The following is a 22065-nucleotide window of genomic DNA, read 5'->3' as shown; positions in this document are numbered from 1 at the left end:
GGCCGATCGTGGTCACGACCGCCGCTCCCGCCAAGCCCCGGTTCCGAGGGGTGTCGCACCGGATGGCGTTCGTGGCCTCGCTGACCCTGGCGCCGATCATGATCGTGCGGGCACCCGGGGTCGGGCCCCGGTTCATCATCGCCCTCTACTCGCTGGCAGTCGTAGCCCTGTTCGGCGTATCGGCGCTCTTCCACCGCATCCCGTGGGGCGAGCGGAGCGAGCGACTCATGCAACGGCTCGACCATGCCACGATCTTCATCGCCATCGCGGCCAGCTACACCCCTGTGGCCGCCTTCGCCCTGTCTCCGTGGGCGGCCAGGTTGGTACTTCCCATGGTGTGGGGCGGTGCAGCGGTCGGCATCTGGTTCCGCCTGCGGTTCACCCGGGCGCCGAAGCCGGTGGTGGCCATCCCCTACCTGGTGGTCGGGTGGTGCCTGCTGCCGGTGGTTGCAGACGCCTGGCACCACCTGGGGGTAGCCGGTTTCGTCCTGTTGCTGCTCGGCGGGCTGCTGTACACCGCGGGTGCAGTCGTCTACGCCTTCCGGACACCCGACCCGTGGCCCGAGACGTTCGGCTTCCACGAGGTGTTCCACGCCTGCACGGTGGCCGCCGCGGTCCTGCACTACGTGGCCATCGCCTTCATAGTGCTACCCAAGGCCGGTTGACGATGACCGTGCGCCCGGCCCTGTTCGAACTGCGTTCCGGCGAGGCCTGGCGTGATCCGTTCCCCATGTACCGGGACCTACGCGACCACGACCCGGTCCACCACGTCGTCGACGGCGACTTCTGGTTCCTGTCCCGGTTCGCCGACGTGTACGACGCCGTGCGCGACACGGCCACCTTCTCGTCTGCCAGCGGGCTGACCGTCGATGCGGGCACCGGCCTCGACATGGGCGACGCCACCCCGATCGTCTTCCTGGACCCGCCCGAGCACACGGCCTTCCGTCGCCTGGTCGGCAACGGGTTCACTCCCCGGCAGGTGTCCGACATCGAGCCCGACGTCCGCGCATTCGTGGTCGAGCGCCTGGAGCGACTCCGCTCCGATGGTGGCGGCGACATCGTCGCCTCCCTCTTCAAGCCGCTCCCCAGCTTCGTCGTAGCCCACTACCTGGGGGTACCGCCCGAGGACCGCCCGCTGTTCGACGGGTGGACAGAGCAGATCGTGGCAGCCGCCGCCCAGGGCAACACCGACGGTCCCGAATCGGGAATCGCCGACCTGCTCGGCTACTTCGGCGAGCTGATCGAACGACGCCGCACCGACCCGGGCGACGACATGGTCTCCCGTCTGGTCGCCATGGGCGCCGACCAGGTGTCGATCCTGTGGATCCTCGGGTTCGCCTTCACCATGGTCACCGGTGGCAACGACACCACCACGGGCCTGCTGGGCGGCTCGGCCGTGCTCCTCCACGACCACCCCGACCAGCGACGACGCCTGGCCGACGACCCGACGATGGTCACGGCGGCCGTCGAGGAACTGCTGCGCCTCACTAGCCCCGTCCAGAACCTGGCCCGCACCACCACGCGGGACGTCCGCCTACACGGCACGACCATCCCCACGGGTGCAAAGGTCCTGCTCGGCTACGCAGCAGCCAACCGCGACCACAGGGAGTTCGGTGACGACGCGGAGGCTCTGGACGTGGGGCGCGGGCCGACCAGGATCCTGAGCCTCGGCTACGGAGCCCACCACTGCCTGGGCGCAGCAGCGGCCCGACTACAGGGCCGGGTGGTCCTCGATGAACTGCTGGCCCGTTGCCCCGACTACGTGGTCGACGCCGACGCCATGGAGTACGCCACCGGAAACTACGTGCGCCGGCCCCTGAACCTCGCCTTCAGCCCGAGTTGAGCCGCGGCCCGATGGCGGTCAGTCCAGCAGAATGACTCCAGGAGGCTTAGCCAGCCGGCGAAAGCAGGTAGTCACCCCGCGCGTCGTCCCACGCCATGGCAACCAGGTCACGGGCCGCCGCCGCCTTGCAGAACTGCAGGAAGCCGCCGTAGCCCAGCGCACGCTCGTTGAAGCCATCGTCCCGGCGGCTCATCTCGGTCTTGAGGCCGGACAGGGCCGCACCCTTCTTCCCTGCCTTGTCGGCCACCACGGTCACCAGCAACTCGAAGGCCGCCTGGCCTGGCCCGTCGCCGGTCACCAGGTCCACCTCCGGGTCACGCTTCGGCCCGGACAGCTCGACGACCTTGCGATCGGCGAGGTGCCGGAGCAGCTCGGTGAACCCCCGGAAACCGTGGTCGGACTCGTTGAACGTCGGGTCGATGCGGGTGATGGCCCGCTTCAACGTCGACGCGCGCACGTCCTCGCTGGAGCCCTGCATGCCGACCAGGGTGGAGATCACCAGTTCGTCCAACGGCGGTGCCTCGACGGGGGCCTCGTCGTCCGCATCGACAGCCCGGGAGGCCTTCGGTGCCCTGCTGGCGGCGATGCTGGCCTCCACGCCCTCCAGGCTGTCGTAGTAGATGAACTCGTCGCACGCCGGCGGGAGCAGCTTCGACGTGGAGTCCCGGACGCCGATGCCTATGACACGCCGGTCAAGCTCTCGGAGCTTCTGCACCAGGGGCGTGAAGTCGCTGTCGCCGGTGCAGATGACGATCGTGGTGACGTGCTCGCGCTCGAAGGCCAGCTCCAGGGCGTCGACGACCATCTTGATGTCGGCCGAGTTCTTGCGGCTGGTCCCCATGCGCTGCGGAATCTCGATCAGCTCGACCTGGTGGCGGGTGAGATGGCGCCTGTCCTCGTCGAAGCCCGACCAGTCCGCATAGGCCCGCCGGTAGACGACCCTTCCCCGCTCGGCCATGGCCCGGGCTATGGGTCCGAAGTCGAAGCGGTTCATGCCCAGGTCCTGACGGGCACCGATGGCGAGGTTCTCGTAGTCGAGGAAGAGGCCTATGCGTTCCTCGTTGTCATCCGTTCGCATCCCGACAGCATCACACGCCCGTGCCGGAGTTCCTCCGATGCCGCTCAGAGTTCGGCTATGCGCTCCTCCAACCTGATCCCGACCGCCTCGTCCGCGGGCAGGAACGGCGGCCTCACCGTCGCCCAGATCGGGTCGTCCAGCCTCAGGGCCAGGAGACGCTTCTGGGTGGGGATGGCCGGGTACTCCTGCATGAGCAGGCGGAAGGCCCGCACCCCCTCCATGGCCGCCTCGGCCGCCGGTCGGCCACCGGAGACGTGTAGGCGGATCACCTCTGCCACCGGCCCGGCGTTGACGTTGGCCGTGGCCGTTATGCAACCCGGCCCGCCGCGGTTCAGGGCGTCGAGCAGGGGCATTTCGGCCCCCGGGTAGACGGTGAGGCCGTCGATGCCGAAGAGCGCCCCGGTGTTGGCCCAGTCGCCAGACGAGTCCTTGATGGCCACGACGACCTCAGGGAACTCGGCGCGCAGACGGGCTACCAGCGGGACTGGGAGGCCCACGCCGGCCACCTGGGGGATGTGGTAGAGCATGATCCGCAGCCGGTCGTCGCCGATCCGCTCCACCAGGCCGGCGAAGTGGCGGAACAGGCCCTCGGGATCCGGATCCTTGAAGTAGAAGGGCGGGAGCACCAGGCAGGCCCGGCAGCCCAGCTCCATGGCATGGCGGGTCAGGTGCACCGTGCCCGGCAGGTTGGTCACCCCTGTACCCACGATCATCACGCCGGGGTCGATGCCGCCGGCGACCAGGGCCTCGAGGGCCGCCTCGCGTTCGCGGGTGGCAACGGACAGGGCCTCCCCCGTCGTGCCGAACACGGCCAGGCCCACGCATCCCTCGTCGAGCACCCTCTGCGCATGGGCCACCAACCGGTCGTGGGAGACCGAAAGGTCGGCCTCGAACGGCGTCAGGATCGGTGCCACCACCCCATCGGGCAGCAGCGGCTCCGGCTGGCCTCCCATGCTCGTCACACCTCGCTCATCGCTGGACGGGGATCGTGACACATCGGACACGTATCCTGCGCCGATGTCCTCCTCGCCGACCTCTCCCGACCAGTCGCTCCCCGCGACCGGCATCCGCGCAGATCTCCGTAGCGACACGATCACTCGAGCCACGCCCGAAATGCGCGAGGCCATGGCCTCAGCCGAGGTGGGCGACGACGTCTACGACGAGGACCCCACGGTCCGAGCCCTCCAGGACCGGGTAGCCGACATGGCGGGCAAGGAAGGCGGCCTCTTCTTCTCCTCGGGCACCCAGTCCAACCTGGCCGCTGTGCTCAGCCACTGCCAGCGTGGCGATGAGTACCTGATCGGGCGTACCTCGCACGTGCTGATCAACGAGGCGGGCGGAACGGCAGCCCTGGGCAGCGCCATCCCATGGCCGATAGAGGTCGACGAGACCAACCACTTCACCGCTGACGACGTGCGGGCCGCAGTCAAGGAGCCCGACCAGCACCACCCGGTCACCACGCTGCTGAGCCTCGAGAACACGGTGAACGGCCACGTCCAGTCCGTCGACCACGTGGCGTCCCTGGCTTCGGCGGCCCGTGGGTGCGGGCTGGCCGTCCATCTCGACGGGGCCCGCCTGTTCAACGCGGCCACCGCGGCTGGAGTAGGCATCGATGCCTTCGCCGCCCACGCCGACACCGTGTCGCTGTGCCTGTCCAAGGGCCTGGGGGCCCCGGTCGGAACGGTGCTCGTCGGCGACCGGGCGTCGATCGGTCGGGCCCACCGGCTCCGCAAGATGCTGGGCGGAGGCATGCGCCAGGTCGGGCACCTGGCGGCCGCCGGCTTGTACGCGGTGGACAACCACGTCGTACGTCTGGCCGATGACCACGAGCGGGCCGGTCGCATCGCTGACGGATTGTCCGGCATCGATGGGCTCGACGTAGTGCACGCCACGAACATGCTGTGGATCACGCCGCCGGCCGAGGTCCACAACGCCCTGGTCGACCATCTCGTGGCCGACGGGATCCTCGCCACCTTCTGGGCACCGACCATGCGCTTCGTCACACATCTGGATGTGGATGACACCGGGGCCGACCTGGTCGTCGACTCGTTCACCCGCTTCTTCGGCGACGTCTGAACCGACTCCGGTCCGGCGCCTTCTACCGGTCACCGGTAGCCTCCCGCGTACGGGCGGGCCTCCTCGATCGGCCGCCGGAGGGTGAAGGACATGTCAGGAAGTCACGAGGGCCAGGTCGTCGTCGTCACCGGAGCCGGCAAGGGCATCGGGCAGGCCATCGCCGAACGGTTCGCAGGCGCAGGCGCCCACGTGACGGTCAACGACATCGATTCCGACCGGGTCGACGCCGTCGTCGGCGCCATCTCGGACGCCGGCGGCACTGCCATCGGTGCCGTTGCCGATGTGTCGGACAGCGGTCAGGTCGGGTCCATGTTCGATGCCACGCTGGAGGCCTTTGGCACCGTCGACGTGCTCGTCAACAATGCCGGCATCATCAGCCCGATGCTCCACTTCTTCGAGGCCGACGAGGCCTGGTGGCGGCGCATCATCGACGTCAACCTCACCGGCCACTTCCTCTGCTCGCATCGGGCGGCACGGATCATGGCGGCCGCCGGCTCCGGCGTGATCATCAACATGTCGTCGGGCGGCGCTACCCGGGCCCACCGGGCGTTCACCGCCTACGACGCCTCCAAGGGCGGCATCGAGGCCCTCACCAGGGCCATGGCGCTGGACCTGGGGCCCTACGGCATCCGGGTGTGCGCCCTGATGCCCGGCTCCATCGACACCGAGGGCATGGACGCCGACGCCCGCCGCCTGCGCGGCGAGAACATCCCCCTGGGACGCCCCGGCGACCCGGACGACATGGCGGGCCCGGCACTGTTCCTGGCCTCCCCCGATGCCGCCTACATCACCGGCGACGTGATCAAGGTCGACGGCGGGATGCTCTCCCAGCAGCGGTCGGCGACCGTCGACATAATGCCGCCCAGCGACTTCCCCAGCCTCGCCGACGTGCTCGGCCGGGACGACTGAGGCCCGACGGGATGGCCGGCGGAACCATGCGAATCGGGGCCGACGTCGGCGGCACGTTCACCGACGTGGTGCTGGAGACCGGCTCTGGGATGTTCTCGACGAAGGTCCTCACCACCTACGACGCTCCCGAGCGGGGCATCCTTGACGGCGTGCGGTCGGTGGTCGCCGAGGCCGGCGCCGACCTGGCCGACCTTGAGGCCTTCATCCACGGCACGACGCTGGCCACCAACGCACTGATCGGTCGCACCGGCGCCCGGACGGCGCTGGTGACCACCGCCGGCTTCCGCGACACCATCGAGATGCGCACCGAGAGCCGCTTCGAGCAGTACGACCTGAACCTCGTGCTCCCCGCTCCCCTCATCGAGCGCAGGGACCGCCATGTCCTGGCCGAACGCATCGGCGTCGACGGGCGTGTGCTGCGACCGTTCGACGAGGCTGAGGCCCGGGCGCTCGTCGAGCACCTGGCCGACCGCCCCGACGACGAGGCCTACGAGGCGGTGGCCATCGGCTTCATACACGCCTATGTGGACGGCACCCACGAACGGCTGTTCCGCGACCTGCTGCTGGAACGCCTCCCCGACGTGGCGGTGTCGATCAGCTCAGAGGTCTCGCCCCAGATGCGGGAGTTCGAACGGTTCAACACGGTGTGCGCCAACGCCTATGTGCAACCCCTCATGGCCTCCTACCTCCGGGAGCTCGACGGGCAACTGCAGGCTTTGGGTGCCCGCTGCCCCGTCTATCTGATCCACTCCGGCGGCGGGCTCATGAGCGTGGACAGCGCCGTGCGGTTCCCGGTGCGTCTCATCGAGTCCGGTCCGGCCGGGGGCGCCATCTTTGCCGCCGATATAGCAGCCCGTCACGGCCTGGACTCCGTGCTCTCCTACGACATGGGCGGTACGACGGCCAAGATCTGCCTCATCGAGGACCACGCCCCGAGCACGGCCAAGACCTTCGAGGTGGCCCGCACCCACCGGTTCACCAAGGGCAGCGGAATGCCCATCTCCATCCCGGTGATCGAGATGATCGAGATCGGAGCGGGTGGAGGCTCCATAGCCGGGGTCGACGTGCTCGGGCAGATCCGCGTCGGGCCGCTCAGCGCCGGGTCCGAACCCGGGCCCGCCTCCTACGGGCTGGGTGGCATCCGACCCACCGTGACCGACGCCAACCTGGTCCTGGGTCGCCTGTCGGCAGACACGTTCGGAGCACCGGGGATCGATCTGTCCGACGACGCTGCGCGTGGCGCCCTGGATTCCGACGTGGCCGACCTCCTGGGCCTCGACACCGACGAGGCGGCAGCCGGCGTGGTCGAGGTGGTCGACGAGAACATGGCCAACGCGGCCCGGGTCCACGCGGTGGAGAACGGCAAGGACGTGGCGAGGTACACGATGATCGCCTTCGGCGGTGGTGCCCCGCTCCACGCCGGTCGGCTGTGCGACAAGTTGGCCGTGGACGAGTTGCTGGTCCCGCCGGGAGCCAGCGTGGGCTCGGCTATCGGATTCCTGCGGGCCCCGTTCGCCTATGAGGCCCTACGCAGCCACCACGCCATGACCGCCGAGTTCGACCACCGGTCCGCCAACAGGATGCTGGCCGAGTTGGCCGAGGAGGCCACCAACTTCGTCACCGGAGCCCTGGCCGCCAGCGACGACGCTGGAGACCCTCCGGTGCTGGAGACAGAACGATGGGCGTTCATGCGCTATGCCGGCCAGGGTTGGGAGATTCCGGTCCGCCTCGACGCGGCCCCGTTCGACCACCTGGGCGGGGAGTTTCTGGCCAACCGGTTCGAGAAGGCCTACGAGGAGTTCTTCGGTCGGGCCATCGCAGGGCTGGCGATAGAGGCCATCGGCTGGTCGGTACGGGTAGCCACCCGGCAGCGCCCCGTCGAGCGGGTGACACGGATCGAGGCAGCCCGCGAGGTGGCGGTCGAGCGCACCCGGGCCATCCACGACGCCGGAACCGACGCCGTCGTGGAGGCGGCGGTGGTGGAACGCGACGCCCTGTCGCCCGGCGACCGGGTGACCGGGCCGGCGGTCATTGTCGAGTCCCAGACCACCACCTGGGTGTCCTCGAGCCGCCAGGCCGTCCTCCAGGCCGACGGTTGCCTGCTGCTCACCCGACGGGAGGGCGCCCGATGAACGAGCTTCGCCACCAGGTCATGTGGAACCGCCTCATCTCCATCGTGGAGGAGCAGGCCCTGGCCCTCGTGCGCACCGCTTTTTCCACCAGCGTGCGGGAAGCCGGCGACCTCTCGGCCGGCGTCTACGACACCGAGGGCCGGATGATCGCCCAGGCGGTAACCGGCACCCCGGGCCACGTCAACACCATGGCGGCGGCCGTCGTCAACTTCATCGACGACATCGGCCCCCACCGCATCTACGAGGGCGACTCCTACATCACGAACGACCCGTGGAAGGGCACAGGGCACCTCCACGACTTCACCGTGGTCAACCCGGTATTCCGCAACGGCTCCCTGATCGCCTTCTTCGCCTGCACGGCCCACGTGGTCGACGTGGGGGGTCGCGGCTACGGACCGGACGCCACCGAGGTGTACGAGGAGGGCCTGTTCGTCCCCATCATGAAGTTCGCCGAGCGGGGCGTCGTCAACGAGGACCTGCTGAACATCGTGCGCCACAACGTGCGGGAGGCCGGACAGGTGGTGGGCGACCTGTACTCGCTGTCGGGCTGCAACGACACCGGCGCCCGACGCCTACACGCCATGCTCGACGAGTTCGACCTGGCCGACCTGGCCGACCTGGCCGCCTTCATATTCGACCGGACGGCGGCCGCCACCCGGGAATGCCTCCGGACACTACCGGCGGGAACCTACGCCAACGAGATGCGGGTGGACGGGTACAACGACTCGGTCGACCTGGTGGTCACCATGACCGTCACCGCCGACGGCGCCCACGCCGACTTCGCCGGCACGTCGCCCACCTGCTCCCACGGCGTGAACGTGCCGCTGACCTACGCCCACGCCTACTTCTCCTATGCCATGCTCGTAGCCCTCGCTCCCGAGATGCCGTCCAACCACGCCTCGCTGGCCGCCTTTACGGTCAGCGCCCCGGAGGGCTGCATCCTCAACGCAAAGCACCCGGAGCCGGTGGCCGTTCGCCACGTCATCGGCCACTTCGTGACCGACCTGTGCCTGGGTGCCATCGCCGACACGCTGCCCGACGTGGTACCGGCAGAGGGGGCCGGTGCCCTGTGGAACTTCCAGGTCAGCGCCCGTGCCACCGACCCGGCTTCTGGGTTGCCGCCCCGGGAGATCCTCATGTTCAACAGCGGTGGCACCGGGGCCCGACCCTCGCTGGACGGCCTCAACGCCACGGCATTCCCCAGTGGCGTTCGCACCATGCCGGCCGAGGCCACCGAGCAGGCCGGACCAATCGTCGTGTGGCGCAAGGAGCTGCGCCCCGACTCCGGCGGGCCGGGTCGCCAGCGGGGTGGGTTGGGCCAGGTCATCGAGCTGGGCCCGACCGAGGGTTACGAGTTTGCCTTCTCCTGTATGTTCGACCGGGTCGAGAACCCTGCCCGGGGTCGCCACGGAGGCGGCGACGGGGCTCCGGGACGGGTGTACCTCGACGACGGCACCCCGTTCGACGCCAAGGGGAAGCAGGCGGTCCCCGAGGGCCGCACCCTCATACTGGAGCTGCCGGGCGGCGGCGGCTTCGGCGACCCGGACGAGCGGGACCCCGAGGCCGTGATCCGCGACCACCGGCAGGGCTACGTGCAGTGAGCGGCCCCGCCCGCACCTTCTATGACACCGTCATCGTCGGCGGAGCGGTGATGGGCAGCTCGCTGGCCTACTGGCTGTCCGAGGACCCCGGCCACGACGGCACGGTCCTGGTGGTCGAGCCGGACCCCACCTACCAGAAGTCGTCGACCACGCTGTCCGAGGCCAGCATCCGCCACCAGTTCTCCGAGCCGGTCAACATCCGCCTGTCGATGTTCGCCACGGAGTTCCTTGCCGACTTTCACGACCGCGTCCAGGTCGAGGGCGAATCACCGGACCTGGGGTTCCGGGACACCGGCTACCTGTTCCTGGCCAGCGACGACGGCATGGGGGTGCTGCGGGAAAACCACGAGGTCCAGCGCTCATGCGGCGCCGAGGTGGCACTGTTGAACCCCGGCGAGCTGGCCGATCGGTTTCCGTACCTGTTCGTCGACGACCTGGCGGGGGGAAGCCTGGGCCTGCGGCACGAGGGCACCCTGGACGCCTACTCGCTGATGCGGGGCTTCCAACAGCGGGCCCGCCACAACGGCGTCGAGTACCTGACCGACCGGGTGGTCGACCTGCACCTCGCCGGAGCCGACGGCGACGAGCGGCGGATCAGCCACGTGGATCTGGCGTCCGGCGGGGTGGTGGCCTGTGGTCGGGTCGTGAACTGTGCCGGGCCACGGGGCCGGTGGATAGCGGAGATGGCCGGGCTGATGCTTCCCGTGGAACCCCGCATCCGTGCCGCCTTCGTCTTCGACTGCCGGGAGGCTCTCGACGGCCCGACCCTCCCGCTGACGATCGACACCACGGGCGTCCACGTCAGGACCGAGCCGCCCCACTACGTGGCCGGTGCACCCCCTGTCGACGACGTCGCCGTGGACCCTGACGACTTCGCGGTGCGCCACGACCAGTGGGAGGAGGTCATCTGGCCGGCGCTGGTGCATCGGATACCGACATTCGAACGGATCGGCGTGACCCACTCGTGGGCCGGCCACTACGCCTACAACACGCTGGACCACAACGCCGTGGTCGGCCCAGCAGAGGCGGTGCCCAACTTCTACTTCTGCAACGGCTTCAGCGGCCACGGCCTGCAGCAGAGCGCCGGTGTGGGCCGGGGACTCAGCGAGCTCATCACCTACGGCGAGTACCGCACCCTGGACCTGACCGAACTGGGCCACGGCCGAATCGTGCGCGGCGAGCCGTTCCTGGAGAAGGCCATCATCTGAAGGGCTGCGCCCGCATCGGAGTCCGGTGGTGGAGGCCCAGCGGTTCCGGCTATTCCCCGGACGGGCCCCGTGTGACCTGTCCGCCTACCGCCCCTGTGTCCCCTACTGTCCGATGGGCATGTCCACCCTCCCCTCCGCCCGCGCCCTCGTCATCGGGGGTACCGGCCCCACCGGGCCGGCCATCGTGCACGGGCTGGAACACCGTGGGCTCACCGTCACGCTCTTCCACACCGGACGCCACGAGGTCGAAGAGGTGGCCCATGTCGAGCACCTCCACGGGAACCCGTTCTCAGCCGAAGCCGTGGACGAGACCCTGTCCGGTCGCTCGTTCGACGTCGTGGTGGCCTGCTATGGCCGCCTCAGGGCCATCGCCGAGGTGCTGTCCGGACGCTGTGACCGGTTCGTGAGCGTGGGCGGCACGCCCGCCTACCGGGGATACTTCGACCCGACCCGCTTCGATCCCCCGGGCCTGCCGATCCCGACCGCCGAGGACGCCCCACGATCCACCGAGGACGACGACGGCAAGAGCTACAGGGTGGCCCGCACCGAGGACCTCCTGTTCGGACACCAGCCCTCGGCCACCCACCTGCGCTACCCGTTCGTCTACGGCCCCCGCCAGATCGCACCGCTGGACTGGTGCATCGTGCGACGGGTCCTCGACCGTCGGCCGGCCATCATCGTGCCCGACGGCGGCCTGGCCGCCGAAACCCGGTCGTTCAGCGAGAACGCAGCCCACACGGTCCTGCTGGCCGTGGACCAGCCGGCAGCCGGTGGCCGGGTGTTCAACGTGGGTGACGAGGAGGCTCTCACGGTGGCCCAGAGGGTGGGCTTGATCTGCGCTGAGTTGGGCCATGAGATGGAGATCGTGGGGATGCCCACCGACCTGGCCCTCCCGGCCCGACCGCTCATGATGCAGGCCGAACCGGGCCACCGCATCCTCGACCTGTCGGCCACCCGGGACGTGCTCGGCTACCGCGACCTTGTGCCGGCCCGTCGGGCGACGGGGCTGGCCGCCCGGTGGCTGGCCGACAACCCGCTGGAGCCTGGCGGTTTGGCCGAGCAGGTGCTGGAGGACCCGTTCGACTACGAGCGGGAGGACCGGCTGCTGGACTGGTGGCGGTCGGCGACCTGTGACCCCCCGGACCTCGACTACCCGGTCGAGCCCGGCTTCGGCATCTACTACAGCGGGCCGGGAACCAGCCGTCGTCGTAACGACGAGCGCATCTGACGCGGTAGGCCTCCGGTCGGGAACCGACCAGGGTGGCCCGGCCGGTCAGGACGGGGCACGAACTCAGCGGGCTGGCAACACCACGGGAATGGGCCCGGGCGTTGCCGCTCCAGCCCGAGGCCAGCGGCAGCATCCATGGCAGCCCGCTCAGTCGGGCACACCTGGCGCAGCAGCGCGACGATGGTGTGGTGGGCCAGGATCTCGGAACGGACCGATACGCCGACGCCCGGCGGCGCATGGTGGAGGTGGACCTGGTCGGACGTGACATCGTCGACCCCCGGGTACTCGCCGCCATGCAGCGGGTCCCACGGCACCTGTTCGTGAACGACGCCCAGGTCGGACAGGCGTACGAGGATCGGGCACTTCCCATCGGTCGAGGCCAGACGATCTCCCAGCCCTACATCGTCGCCTTCACCGCACAGGCGCTCGCCGTGGCCCCCGGGGACCGGATCCTCGAGGTGGGCACGGGTTCGGGCTATGCCGCGGCGGTGCTGGCCGAGATGGGTGCTGCCGTCGTCACCGTGGAGCGTGACCCGGACCTGGCCTCCACGGCCCGGGGTCGCCTGGACTCCCTGGGGTACGGACAGGTCGAGGTGGTCCGGGGCGACGGGAGCACGGGCCGTCCGGAAAGGGCTCCCTTCGACGGGATCACCGTCGCGGCGGCTGCGCCGTCCGTCCCGGAGCCGCTGGTCACCCAGTTGCGGATCGGCGGCCGGCTGGTGGTCCCGGTCGGCGACCGTCGATCAGGCCAGAACCTGTTCCGGGTCGTCCGCACCGGAGAAGGCAACGAGGTCGAAGACCTGCTCCCGGTGACATTCGTCCCGCTCGTCGGCCGGGCCGGCTGGTCCGATCCTCAGACCGGCCCGAGGCGGGGTGTCCTGCGGCGGAACCACCCCCGGTAGGCGACGGCGACCAGGACCGCCACCGCCACGCGCAGGACTGTCGTGAATTCCTCCGGGTAGACGACGCCCTCCAGGTAGCGGTCGATGAACCCGAACCCTCCTGCCTCGCTCCGCAACCGACGCTCGATGCCGGTGAGCGGACACGGGAAGCCGACGAAGACGATTCCCACAGCCCAGCCGACGGCGACCACGTGCGGGTAGATGGCTCGTGGCCAACGCCAGGCCAGGAAGCCGCCGACCACCAGGTAGACGAGGTAGCCGAAGTGGATGCCCATCACGGCGTCTGCGAGCAGTCGGTGCAGCATGTGCGCCCTCGCTGTTCGAACGTGTTGTCCGACGGTAGCGCCCGTAGGACCTCGGGTGAGGCTGCGGAACCGCTCCGGGAGGACATCGGCGCCACGGTCAGTCACCCCTGGCCGAGTAGCTCTGGAGGGTGCAACGCTGACCGCCTCAGCCCTCGCCGAGGCTTCGATGTACAACTCTCAGGGAGTTGTATCCCGCAGTCTCAGCCCTCGCCGAGGTAGGAGGCCCGCAACTCCGGGTTGGCCAGGAGGGCCTCGGCGGTGTCGTCCAACACGACCCGGCCGGTCTGGAGCACCCAGCCCCTGTCGGCGATCGAAAGCGCCATGTTGGCGTTCTGCTCCACCATGAAGACGGACATGCCGTCGGCGTGGATCTGTCGGATCAGCTCGAAGTTCTGCTGCACCAGGGCCGGGGCGAGGCCCATGGACGGCTCGTCCATGAGCAGGACCCTGGGTCGCGACATGAGCGCCCGACCGATGGCCACCATCTGCTGCTCACCACCCGAAAGGGTGCCGGCCTTCTGGGTGAGGCGCTCCTTGACACGGGGGAACAGGTCGTAGATCTTCTCCAGGTCCTCGGTGATGCCGTCCTTGTCGTTGCGCAGGTACGCGCCCAACTCGAGGTTCTCCCTGACGCTCAGCCGCTTGAACAGGCGCCGGTTCTCCGGGACCATCGTGACGCCGTTGATCACGCGGTATCTGGTGGGCTTGTCGTTGACCACCTCCCCGTCCAGAACCACCTCGCCGGACGTCGGCGTGACCATGCCCAGCAGGGTCTTGAGCGTCGTGGACTTTCCACTGGCGTTGCCGCCCAGCAGGCAGACCAGCTCGCCCGGGTAGATGGCCAGGTCAACGTCCTTGAGGATGTGCACCGCCCCGTAGTGGGTGTTGACCTGTCGGAGTTCCAGCAGGGCCGTGGCGCCGTCCTGTCCGCTCATGCCTTTGCCTCCACCGGGCGGCCCAGATAGGCCTCAATGACGTTCGGATCCGACGACACCTCGTCATAGGAGCCCTGGGCGATCGGCACGCCGTGGTCCAGCACGACGACCCGGTCCGAGACGTCCTTGACCACCTTCATGTCGTGTTCGATCACCACGATGGTGAAGCCCCACTCGGTGCGCAGACGACCTATCAGCGCCGTCAACTCGGCCGTCTCGATGGGGTTCATACCGGCCACGGGCTCGTCCAGCAGCAGCAGCCTGGGCTGGGTGGCCATGGCCCGGGCGATCTCCAGGCGGCGCCGGTTGGCGTACGACAGGGCGAAGGCCGGCTGGTCCAGGCGGTACCCGATGAGCCGGTGCCCGAAGAAGCCGAGGACCTCCTCGGCCCGCTCCCGGATCTCCCGCTCCTCCTTCTTAAAGGCCTTCGTCTGGAGCAGCGCCCCGTAGATGAGCTCTCTGGTCCGGCAGTGCTGGGCCACCATGACGTTCTCGAGGACCGTCATGTTTGGGAACAGCCGCACGTTCTGGAAGGTCCTGGCGATGCCCAGCGAGGTGACGGTGCTGGGATCCAGACCCACGATGGAGTCGCCCTCGAACTCGATGTCTCCCTCGCTGGGGGCCACCAGCCCGGAGATGGCATTGAAGAACGTCGTCTTGCCGGCACCGTTGGGGCCGATGACGCTGACGATCTCACCCTCGTCGATGTCGAAGTTGAGGCCGGACAGGGCATCCAGGCCGCCGAAGGTGATCTTCAGGTCCTTGATCTCGAGAAGGCTCATTCCTCCTCCCCTCCCCCGTCGCCCACGTTGACCGCGTCCTCGTCATCGGCGTCGTCGTCCGACTTGTCGCCCTTCAACCAGGCGTCCTGAAGGAACTCCTCCTGGTGGAGCTCCCGGCTGCGACGGGCGCTGGGCACGAGGCCCTCCGGGCGCTTCAGCATCATGAAGACGAGCAGCATTCCGTAGATGAGCAGCTTGAAGTTCTGGAACTCCTGGAGCAGGCCCGGCTGCTTTGGCCCGCCCAACACGCCGATCAGGACGAACGAGCCGACCATCACTCCGGCGATGTTGCCCATGCCACCGACGATCACCACCACGAGGATGATGATCGAGATCAGGATCATGAAGCTTGTCGGGAAGACGGAGCCGACCTTGGCAGCCAGCACCGCCCCGCTGAAGGCAGCCAGCACTGCGCCCACCACGAAGGCCATCAGTTTGGAGCTCACCGTGTTGATGCCCATGGCCTCGGCCACCTGCTCGTCCTCCCGGATGGCCATCCAGGCCCGGCCCAGGCGGGAGGCCTGCAGGCGCCACGAGATGTAGATGGCGATGACGCAGAAGAACAGCACCAAGTAGAACACCGACCTTGGGTCGGTGCCCTTCACCGTGGCGAAGCCCAGGTCGACACCCGGGACGTTGGTGATTCCCTGGGCGCCACCGAAATAGGGGCCCAGCCAGTCCGACATGAACAGCAGGCGGATTATCTCACCGAATCCGAGGGTCACGATGGCCAGGTAGTCGCCGCGCATCCTGATGACGGGCGCCCCGATCAGCAGGCCGACGATGGTGGCGAAGATGACAACGAAGATGAGGGCGAATCCGAAGTGCAGTTCCGGGGCGAAGAACGGGCTGTTGGGCGATGTCAGGACGGCGGTCGTGTAACCGCCCACGGCGAAGAAGGCCACGTAGCCGAGGTCCAGGAGGCCTGCCAGGCCGACCACGATATTGAGGCCCAGGGCCAGCAACAGGAAGAGGCCGACGTTGGCCAGCAGCTCGTTCATGATCTTGCCCAGGAATATCGGCAGCACGATGCAGAGCACCGCCACCACGGCGAACAGGATCATGGATGCCTTCTGGCGCTCGGCGCCCTGCATGTCCCGGTAGCGGTTGGTTACCGCCTTTACACGGCCGCTGGTGAGCACCGAAACGACGGCGATGACAGCGCCGACCACGATGGTAGAGGTGAGGGTCAGGCCGCCCTTCTTGGCGTACATGAGGTCGGTCAGCCAGTCGAGGCCGAAGCCCTCTGAGAGGTCATCGACCGCTCCCTCCAGGACCGACAGGGCCAGCAGGCTGAGCACCACGGTCCCGGTCGATCGTCGCACGATCGCCGGCACGACGTGCAGCGATGCACCGGCCAGGCTGAGCGCCCCGCAGGTCACGATCCAGGCCCCGGCCCCGAAGCCCATGCCGTTCTCGTAGGTGAGGAAGCGGAAGAGCTTCGGACTCCAGTTGACCAGCGGGTCCCGCAGGTTCCAGGAATCCAGCGCCAGCATCAGCAGAGACAGGCAGCCTCCGCCGAGGAGGCCGACCATCAGGCCGGTGACCAGGTCGTAGAGGCCTTGCTTCCGGGACTCGAAGCCCTCCAGGACCACCTGGGTGGCGGCTATGCGACCTATCAGGATCGGAATCAACAGGACGGACACGTAGCCGAGGCTGAGGTACCGCTCGATGAGCTCCCGCCGGTCCAGCTCGACGGGCATGCCGACCAGGCAGATGGCGATCAGGGCGCCGCCGCAGATCAGCCCCCAGCGCAGCACCTTGCCCCAGTCCTGGTCAATGGCCGACGACGGCATGGGTGCGACAAGGGCGCTCATGCCCGCTCCTCCGACGAGAGCCGCTCTCCGAAGAGGCCGGCCGGCTTGAACAAGAGCACGAGGACCAGCACGGTGAAGGCCACGGCGTCCTTGAGCTGTGACACGCCGGGCACGCCGAGTGGTTCCAGGATGAGCAGCGGGGCGATCGACTCGGCCGAGCCCAGGGAGATGCCGCCGGCCATGGCACCGCCCAGGTTCCCGATGCCACCCACCACAGCGGCGGTGAAGGCCTTGACGCCGGGCAGGAACCCTGTCATGTGGGTGACCGACCGGAACATGAGGCCCCAGAGGATCCCGCCCACGCCCGCCATCGCTCCACCCACGGCGAACGTGGTGACGATGGTCCGGTTGACGTCGATCCCCATCAGCGAGGCGATCTCCTTGTCCTCGGCAACGGCCCGCATGGCCTTGCCGGTCTTGGTGCGCTCCACGATGTACCAGAGGACGCCCATCGAGGCAGCGGCCACCACCAGCACCAGGAGGCGGGTGCCTGCTATCTCGAAGGTCAGGATGGAGCGCTGCTTGGAGAGCCACTCGGGGAGGCGCGGGTAGCTCTTCGTGGACGGCCCGAACAGCCCGAGCACCAAGTTCTGGATGAAGAACGACACGCCGATCGAGGTGATGAGCGGAATCAGCCTGGGAGAGTTGCGCAGCGGCCGGTAGGCCACCCGCTCCATCAGCACGGCCAAAGACGTCGAGAAGAAGATCGCCATCAGCACGATCAGTGCCAGGCAGAGGAGGAAGTTGGACTCCCACATCCCGTTGGCATTGAACTTCTCAGAGGCGATGAACCCGGTCATCGCCCCGACCATGAACACCTCGCCGTGGGCGAAGTTGATGAAGCCGAGCACGCCGTAGACCATCGAGTAGCCCAGGGCGATGAGGCCGTACATCGAGCCCTGGGAGAGGCCGGAAATGAGCAGGCCCTTGAACTGGTCGCCCGTGAGGCCCCGGGCGCCCGGGTTGCGCCACCGGGCGAACGGGTTGTCGGCGTCGAACTGCTGCCAGATGAAGGCCAGCAGTCCGATGATGATCATGGTGACCAGGAAGACCCGTATGAATGTGAGGAAGCGATCGACGGACACAAGTCGCTTCGCGGACTTCGTCGAGACGGCATGGGTTGTCACTTGCTCTCCGTTGGCGTCATCGGCGATGGGCAGACGGAAGGGTAGCGGACCAACCTCGCCGTCGTGTGACCAACATCTCACCCGACCGCAACCCCTGGCGACCGCCGTCGGTACGCTCGCCGCCATGTCCCGCAGTACCCACCAGGCACTGGCCGACGAACGCAACGAGTCCGTTGAGATCTTCATCAACGGCGAGTTCTTCGCACGACACGAGGCCAGGGTGTCGGTTTTCGACAGCGGCTTCCTGGTGGGCGACGGCATATGGGAGGGGCTGCGCCTCCACCACGGACGGTTCGCCTTCCTGGACAGGCACCTGGACCGGTTGTTCGCCGGCGCGGCGGCCATCGACCTGGACATCGCCATGAGCCGCGACGAGGTCACCGAGGCCCTGTACGCCACCGTCAGGCACAACGACATGCACGACGACGTGCACGCCAGGCTCATGGTCACCCGGGGCGACAAGAAGACCCCGTCCCAGCATCCCTCCAACGTCGTGGGCGGGCCCAACATGGTGATCATCGCCGAGCACAAGACGGCCGACCCGGCCGTCGCCGAGGCCGGCATCACCCTGTTCACGACGACGGTCCGTAGACCACCGCCCGACACGCTGGACCAGCGCCTCAACTCCCACTCCAAGCTGCACGAGGTGATCGCCCTCATCCAGGCAGTGAAGGCCGGTGCCGACGAGGCGCTCATGCTCGACCCCACCGGTGCCGTGGCCACCTGCAACGCCACCAACTTCTTCGTGGTTCGGGAGGGCGGGGTGTGGACGTCGACCGGCCACTACAACCTCAACGGCATCACCCGCCAGCTGGTGCTCGAGGTGGCGCCGGAGGCCGGCCTCACCGCCCACCAGAAGCCGTTCTCCCTCACCGACGTCTACTCGGCCGAGGAGGCCTTCGTGACCGGCACGTTCGGTGGCCTGACCCCCGTCGTCGAGATCGACGGCCGGACCATCGGCGACGGCCGACCGGGCCCTATCACCGCCCGACTCCAGGACCTCTACAGAGCGGCCGTGGAGGCCGACGTCACCGACGGCTGAGGCGGGCACCCCGTGACGCTCCGCATCAACTGCTGGTCGGGCCCCCGGAACATCTCAACGTCGTTCATGTACGCCTTCCGGCAGCGTGATGACACGACGGTCTTCGACGAGCCCATCTACGCCCACTACCTGCGGGTCACCGGGCGGGAGCATCCGGGCCGCGACGAGGTGCTGACCAGCCAGGACCCGGACGGTGAGGCCGTCGTGCGCGACCTGATCCTGGGCGAACACCCGACGCCGGTCGTGTTCTTCAAGCAGATGGCCCAGCACGTCGTCCAGCTGGACCGGGCGTTCCTGGGTCGCTGTCGGAACCTCCTGCTGATCCGGGACCCCGAGAGGGTCATCACCTCGTTCGCGAAGAACGTGCCCGACGTGAACGTGACCGACACCGGCCTGCCCATACAGGTGGAGTTGCTGGAGTCGATCCTGGCCGACGGCGGCGATCCGATCGTCATCGACTCGACTGCCCTGCTCGCCGCCCCGGAAGCCGTCCTCCGCACCTTGTGCGGCCGCCTGGGACTGGCCTTCGATCCCGGAATGCTGTCGTGGCCCGCCGGCCCAAAGCCCGAGGACGGCGTGTGGGCCGAGCACTGGTACGCCAGCACCCACCGGTCGACCGGGTTCGAGTCAGGCCACCCGAGCACCGAACCGGCACCGGAACACCTCCGTGGGGTGGTCGCCGAGGCCCGGCCGCTCTACGAGCGCCTCAGCGAGTTCGCCCTCGACGCCTGATCCACCTCCGCGACAGCCCCTGCCGGCCCGTGCCAGACTCGCCGCCATGGCATGGATCGAGACCGTCCCCGACGACAGATGGAAGGACCATGACGGCCTGGCCGACCTCTACGGCCGGGTCGTCGACGCCACCTTCGACCGGGTCGACCGGATCATGGCCGTCCACTCGCTCAACCCCCGTGGGCTGGCCGCCCACGACGGGCTCTACCGCTCGGCCATGTCCGGCACGGGAACGCTCCGCAAGGTCGAGCGTGAGCTGGTGGCTCTGGTGGTCAGCCTCGAGAACCACTGCCACTACTGAGTAACCCACCATCGGCGCGGTCTGCGCCAGCTGCTGAAGGACGACGACCTGCTGGCCGCCATCGAGGCCGACTGGACGACGGCTCCCCTCGCGCCATCCCGTCGGACCATGCTCGACTACGCCGTGAAGCTCACCCGTACCCCCGGCAACATGGAACGAGCCGACGTGGATGCCCTCCGGGCGGCCGGGTTCAGCGACCGCGACGTGCTGGACATAGCGGAGGTCACCGCCTACTACGCCTATGCCAACCGGATCGCCGACGGTCTGGGCATCACCACCGAGGACTGGATCCCAGAGGACTGACCTGTCAGGCCGGGCCGCCTGCGTCCGGGGACGCCGTCACCGTGCCGTCCACCCCGACGGCCACCATCGCACCGGTCTCCAGGCCTTCGAACGCCTCCGGTGGCACCACCACCACCGGCATCACCAGGCCGTAGACCTCCTCGGCCACGATGGCCCCGAGGGCGATGATGTCATCGCGCTCGGCCATCAGGATGGCCGCCGGCGCCGTCCCCGCCCGGACCGCCTCGCAGATCACGCTGCTGCCGGAGCTGGATCCCCGACCGAACGGCATCACCAGTACCCGGCCGGCCACCATCTCGCCGACCTGGGGGTGGCGCTGGTCGATGATCCGGCCCTCGACGGTCTCCAACCCTCCCCAGAAGCTGAGGGGCTCGTCGAGGCGCAACACCTCGCCTGTGGCCGTGCCGGCGACCAGTGGTACCGGCGTCGCCCCCCGGTCAGGCACCGGCCCAGATCCCCTCGTCCCTGACCACCCGGCCGACCACCGCCGATTCCACGCAGTCCTCGGTGCTCCCGAAGACGACCTCCAGGCCGAGGTTCCCCGGGGCGTAGTAGGCCCACTTGGCAGAATCGGTCATCGCCGTACCGGTGACGTCCCCGATGATCGGCGTGAAGTAGGTGCAGGTGTCGGTCACCATGCTCACCCCGGCGTCGACCAGGCGGCTGGCCCAACCCAGCAGGCTCACCTCGTGGAGTACGTCGCGCCCGGTGGAGACGTAGAAGGCCACGCCGTCGGCGACCCGCCGGTCGCCCAACAGCTCGACCAGCCGACCGATCTCGGCGACCGAATAGTGCGGTGTGCCCAGGCTGACCGTCCGCAGGTCGTCGTCGGAGGTCGTGGAGAGTCGGTCCCGGGCGGCCCGCAGGTCGGCCGCGGTGACCGTGATCTCCTCGACTGGTTCGTGGCCGGCCAGCGCCTCCTCCAGCGTCGGGGCCTCAGGCGTGCTCCCGACCATGTGGAACATCCCCACCGAACCGGTCGACGCCGACGCCGCTCCCAACGCCTTGAGTCGATCCTCGGACACCCCGGGCTCCAGGCCGTCGACCACCGGCACCGCCTTACCGACCAGTCGGCCGATCAGGCCACCGAGCACCGGATAGCACACGTCGCGCGCCAGCAGGTCGGCGGACACGCCATCCAGCCGGATGACCACGGTGGCCCGGCGGTGCTCGTCGAGGTGGAGCCCGGCGGCAGGTGCCCGTCCGGTGATGGCGCAGCAGATGTCGGCGAAGTCTCCGTACCGGTTGGTACGGGCGCCAAGTACCGAGTTGGCGAACACGATGGCGTTGGACTCCGCCCAGGCGATCTGCTCGCCGAACCCCGGCCGGACCTCGAGCTGGTAGGGCGCACAGGTCCAGGTCGGCCGACAGCCCATCTCCTCGAAGCGCTCCATGAGCCGCCGGGAGAGCCTGGCCTCCTCGGGATCGCCCCGGGCGTGTTCCGGATGCAGCAGGTCCAGCGACGACACGTTCAACGTGGTCGGCACGAGTACACGTGCGCCGTCGTCAGCCAGGCGATGGGCGAAGTCGAGGACCGCCTGCCCGTGGTAGAGGCACGAATCGATGTGTGCGCCGGTTATGTCGAGTAGCCCGTCGGCCCCCATTGCGGTGGCCAGCCGGGTGACCACCCGGGTGGCCAACCGCTGGGCCGGGCCCTCGGCACCTGCCAGCCTGGCCTCGTCGCGTGTCTCAAGCCGGAGGGTCACGCCGCGGATCGTAGACCCGCCGAACCGGGACGACCGGC

The 22065-nt window shown here is 68.7% G+C and carries 22 protein-coding genes; 13 read left to right on the top strand and 9 right to left on the bottom strand.

The window, feature by feature from the left end; translation table 11 throughout:
* The first annotated feature begins 8 nt into the window (after window positions 1-8).
* Together MK177_06220 and MK177_06215 are read left to right on the top strand one after the other, a co-directional pair.
* Window positions 9-665: a hemolysin III family protein gene (locus MK177_06220; GenBank protein ID MCH2426913.1), complete on the top strand. Its 657-nt coding sequence runs from the start codon at window positions 9-11 to the stop codon at window positions 663-665.
* 2 nt (window positions 666-667) lie between these two features.
* Window positions 668-1843, top strand: coding sequence for a cytochrome P450 (locus tag MK177_06215; protein ID MCH2426912.1), 1176 nt, complete (start codon window positions 668-670; stop codon window positions 1841-1843).
* 46 nt (window positions 1844-1889) lie between these two features.
* Here MK177_06215 and MK177_06210 read toward each other — a convergent pair whose 3' ends face one another.
* Window positions 1890-2921, bottom strand: a complete 1032-nt coding sequence (locus MK177_06210) for an NYN domain-containing protein (protein MCH2426911.1) — start codon at window positions 2919-2921, stop codon at window positions 1890-1892.
* Between the two features lie 44 nt (window positions 2922-2965).
* Window positions 2966-3874 carry a dihydrodipicolinate synthase family protein gene (locus MK177_06205; protein MCH2426910.1) on the bottom strand — a complete coding sequence of 303 codons (909 nt, stop codon included), beginning with the start codon at window positions 3872-3874 and terminating at the stop codon, window positions 2966-2968.
* A gap of 64 nt (window positions 3875-3938) precedes the next feature.
* Here MK177_06205 and ltaE point away from each other — a divergent pair, with 64 nt between their 5' ends.
* The 7 genes from ltaE (at window position 3939) to MK177_06170 (ending at window position 12977) form a co-directional block, all read left to right on the top strand.
* Window positions 3939-4997 (top strand): low-specificity L-threonine aldolase, encoded by a 1059-nt coding sequence (gene ltaE / locus MK177_06200; GenBank protein MCH2426909.1) that lies wholly within the window; start codon window positions 3939-3941, stop codon window positions 4995-4997.
* Window positions 4998-5087: 90 nt separating this feature from the next.
* Window positions 5088-5906 carry an SDR family oxidoreductase gene (locus MK177_06195; protein ID MCH2426908.1) on the top strand — a complete coding sequence of 273 codons (819 nt, stop codon included), beginning with the start codon at window positions 5088-5090 and terminating at the stop codon, window positions 5904-5906.
* Window positions 5907-5917: 11 nt separating this feature from the next.
* Window positions 5918-8038, top strand: coding sequence for a hydantoinase/oxoprolinase family protein (locus tag MK177_06190; protein ID MCH2426907.1), 2121 nt, complete (start codon window positions 5918-5920; stop codon window positions 8036-8038).
* Window positions 8035-9639 carry a hydantoinase B/oxoprolinase family protein gene (locus tag MK177_06185; protein ID MCH2426906.1) on the top strand — a complete coding sequence of 535 codons (1605 nt, stop codon included), beginning with the start codon at window positions 8035-8037 and terminating at the stop codon, window positions 9637-9639. The genes MK177_06190 and MK177_06185 overlap by 4 nt, the downstream gene beginning before the upstream one ends.
* Window positions 9636-10847 (top strand): FAD-binding oxidoreductase, encoded by a 1212-nt coding sequence (locus MK177_06180; protein ID MCH2426905.1) that lies wholly within the window; start codon window positions 9636-9638, stop codon window positions 10845-10847. Before MK177_06185 ends, MK177_06180 begins: the two co-directional genes overlap by 4 nt.
* Window positions 10848-10965: 118 nt before the next feature.
* Window positions 10966-12075: a hypothetical protein gene (locus tag MK177_06175; protein MCH2426904.1), complete on the top strand. Its 1110-nt coding sequence runs from the start codon at window positions 10966-10968 to the stop codon at window positions 12073-12075.
* 101 nt (window positions 12076-12176) lie between these two features.
* Window positions 12177-12977 (top strand): protein-L-isoaspartate(D-aspartate) O-methyltransferase, encoded by an 801-nt coding sequence (locus MK177_06170; protein MCH2426903.1) that lies wholly within the window; start codon window positions 12177-12179, stop codon window positions 12975-12977.
* Here the strand turns inward: MK177_06170 and MK177_06165 are convergent.
* From MK177_06165 to MK177_06145, 5 genes are all read right to left on the bottom strand, one after another.
* Entirely contained in the window at window positions 12929-13282 is a 354-nt protein-coding gene (locus tag MK177_06165; GenBank protein ID MCH2426902.1) for a DUF2784 domain-containing protein, read from the bottom strand. The genes MK177_06170 and MK177_06165 overlap by 49 nt on opposite strands.
* A gap of 200 nt (window positions 13283-13482) precedes the next feature.
* Window positions 13483-14217 carry an ABC transporter ATP-binding protein gene (locus MK177_06160; GenBank protein MCH2426901.1) on the bottom strand — a complete coding sequence of 245 codons (735 nt, stop codon included), beginning with the start codon at window positions 14215-14217 and terminating at the stop codon, window positions 13483-13485.
* Window positions 14214-14999, bottom strand: coding sequence for an ABC transporter ATP-binding protein (locus MK177_06155; protein ID MCH2426900.1), 786 nt, complete (start codon window positions 14997-14999; stop codon window positions 14214-14216). Before MK177_06155 ends, MK177_06160 begins: the two co-directional genes overlap by 4 nt.
* On the bottom strand, window positions 14996-16816 hold the full coding sequence (locus MK177_06150) for a branched-chain amino acid ABC transporter permease (protein MCH2426899.1): 1821 nt from the start codon (window positions 16814-16816) through the stop codon (window positions 14996-14998). The genes MK177_06155 and MK177_06150 overlap by 4 nt, the downstream gene beginning before the upstream one ends.
* A complete protein-coding gene (locus MK177_06145) occupies window positions 16813-17901 on the bottom strand; it encodes a branched-chain amino acid ABC transporter permease (protein ID MCH2426898.1) in 1089 nt (362 codons plus the stop codon). The genes MK177_06150 and MK177_06145 overlap by 4 nt, the downstream gene beginning before the upstream one ends.
* 166 nt (window positions 17902-18067) lie before the next feature.
* Between MK177_06145 and MK177_06140 the strand changes: the two genes are divergently transcribed.
* Genes MK177_06140 through MK177_06125 form a run of 4 tightly spaced genes read left to right on the top strand, consistent with a single transcriptional unit; the run spans window position 18068 to window position 20321 of the window.
* Window positions 18068-18985 (top strand): aminotransferase class IV, encoded by a 918-nt coding sequence (locus tag MK177_06140; protein ID MCH2426897.1) that lies wholly within the window; start codon window positions 18068-18070, stop codon window positions 18983-18985.
* A gap of 12 nt (window positions 18986-18997) precedes the next feature.
* Window positions 18998-19717, top strand: coding sequence for a hypothetical protein (locus tag MK177_06135; GenBank protein MCH2426896.1), 720 nt, complete (start codon window positions 18998-19000; stop codon window positions 19715-19717).
* Between the two features lie 46 nt (window positions 19718-19763).
* A complete protein-coding gene (locus tag MK177_06130; protein MCH2426895.1) occupies window positions 19764-20018 on the top strand; it encodes a hypothetical protein in 255 nt (84 codons plus the stop codon).
* 60 nt (window positions 20019-20078) lie between these two features.
* Window positions 20079-20321: a hypothetical protein gene (locus MK177_06125; protein MCH2426894.1), complete on the top strand. Its 243-nt coding sequence runs from the start codon at window positions 20079-20081 to the stop codon at window positions 20319-20321.
* A 4-nt stretch (window positions 20322-20325) separates the two neighbouring features.
* Here MK177_06125 and MK177_06120 read toward each other — a convergent pair whose 3' ends face one another.
* Both MK177_06120 and MK177_06115 read right to left on the bottom strand, forming a co-directional pair.
* Entirely contained in the window at window positions 20326-20766 is a 441-nt protein-coding gene (locus tag MK177_06120) for a DUF126 domain-containing protein (GenBank protein ID MCH2426893.1), read from the bottom strand.
* Window positions 20759-22027, bottom strand: a complete 1269-nt coding sequence (locus MK177_06115) for an aconitase X catalytic domain-containing protein (protein MCH2426892.1) — start codon at window positions 22025-22027, stop codon at window positions 20759-20761. The genes MK177_06120 and MK177_06115 overlap by 8 nt, the downstream gene beginning before the upstream one ends.
* Window positions 22028-22065 lie beyond the last annotated feature (38 nt).

This window comes from Acidimicrobiales bacterium, assembly GCA_022452145.1.
Taxonomy (GTDB): Bacteria; Actinomycetota; Acidimicrobiia; order Acidimicrobiales; family MedAcidi-G1; genus UBA9410.
The sequence above is the reverse complement of the archived record's forward strand: the minus strand, read 5'-3'. Positions and strand labels throughout refer to the sequence as shown.

Excerpts from the sequence above, each read along its gene's own strand:
- MK177_06190 (MCH2426907.1), top strand. The coding sequence starts at position 5,918 with ATGGCCGGCGGAACCATGCGAATCGGGGCCGACGTCGGCGGCACGTTC.
- MK177_06165 (MCH2426902.1), bottom strand. The coding sequence starts at position 13,282 with ATGCTGCACCGACTGCTCGCAGACGCCGTGATGGGCATCCACTTCGGC.
- MK177_06140 (MCH2426897.1), top strand. The coding sequence starts at position 18,068 with ATGTCCCGCAGTACCCACCAGGCACTGGCCGACGAACGCAACGAGTCC.
- MK177_06160 (MCH2426901.1), bottom strand. The coding sequence starts at position 14,217 with ATGAGCGGACAGGACGGCGCCACGGCCCTGCTGGAACTCCGACAGGTC.
- MK177_06185 (MCH2426906.1), top strand. The coding sequence starts at position 8,035 with ATGAACGAGCTTCGCCACCAGGTCATGTGGAACCGCCTCATCTCCATC.
- MK177_06155 (MCH2426900.1), bottom strand. The coding sequence starts at position 14,999 with ATGAGCCTTCTCGAGATCAAGGACCTGAAGATCACCTTCGGCGGCCTG.
- MK177_06210 (MCH2426911.1), bottom strand. The coding sequence starts at position 2,921 with ATGCGAACGGATGACAACGAGGAACGCATAGGCCTCTTCCTCGACTAC.
- MK177_06175 (MCH2426904.1), top strand. The coding sequence starts at position 10,966 with ATGTCCACCCTCCCCTCCGCCCGCGCCCTCGTCATCGGGGGTACCGGC.
- MK177_06215 (MCH2426912.1), top strand. The coding sequence starts at position 668 with ATGACCGTGCGCCCGGCCCTGTTCGAACTGCGTTCCGGCGAGGCCTGG.
- MK177_06150 (MCH2426899.1), bottom strand. The coding sequence starts at position 16,816 with ATGAGCGCCCTTGTCGCACCCATGCCGTCGTCGGCCATTGACCAGGAC.
- MK177_06195 (MCH2426908.1), top strand. The coding sequence starts at position 5,088 with ATGTCAGGAAGTCACGAGGGCCAGGTCGTCGTCGTCACCGGAGCCGGC.
- ltaE (MCH2426909.1), top strand. The coding sequence starts at position 3,939 with ATGTCCTCCTCGCCGACCTCTCCCGACCAGTCGCTCCCCGCGACCGGC.
- MK177_06130 (MCH2426895.1), top strand. The coding sequence starts at position 19,764 with ATGGCATGGATCGAGACCGTCCCCGACGACAGATGGAAGGACCATGAC.
- MK177_06205 (MCH2426910.1), bottom strand. The coding sequence starts at position 3,874 with ATGGGAGGCCAGCCGGAGCCGCTGCTGCCCGATGGGGTGGTGGCACCG.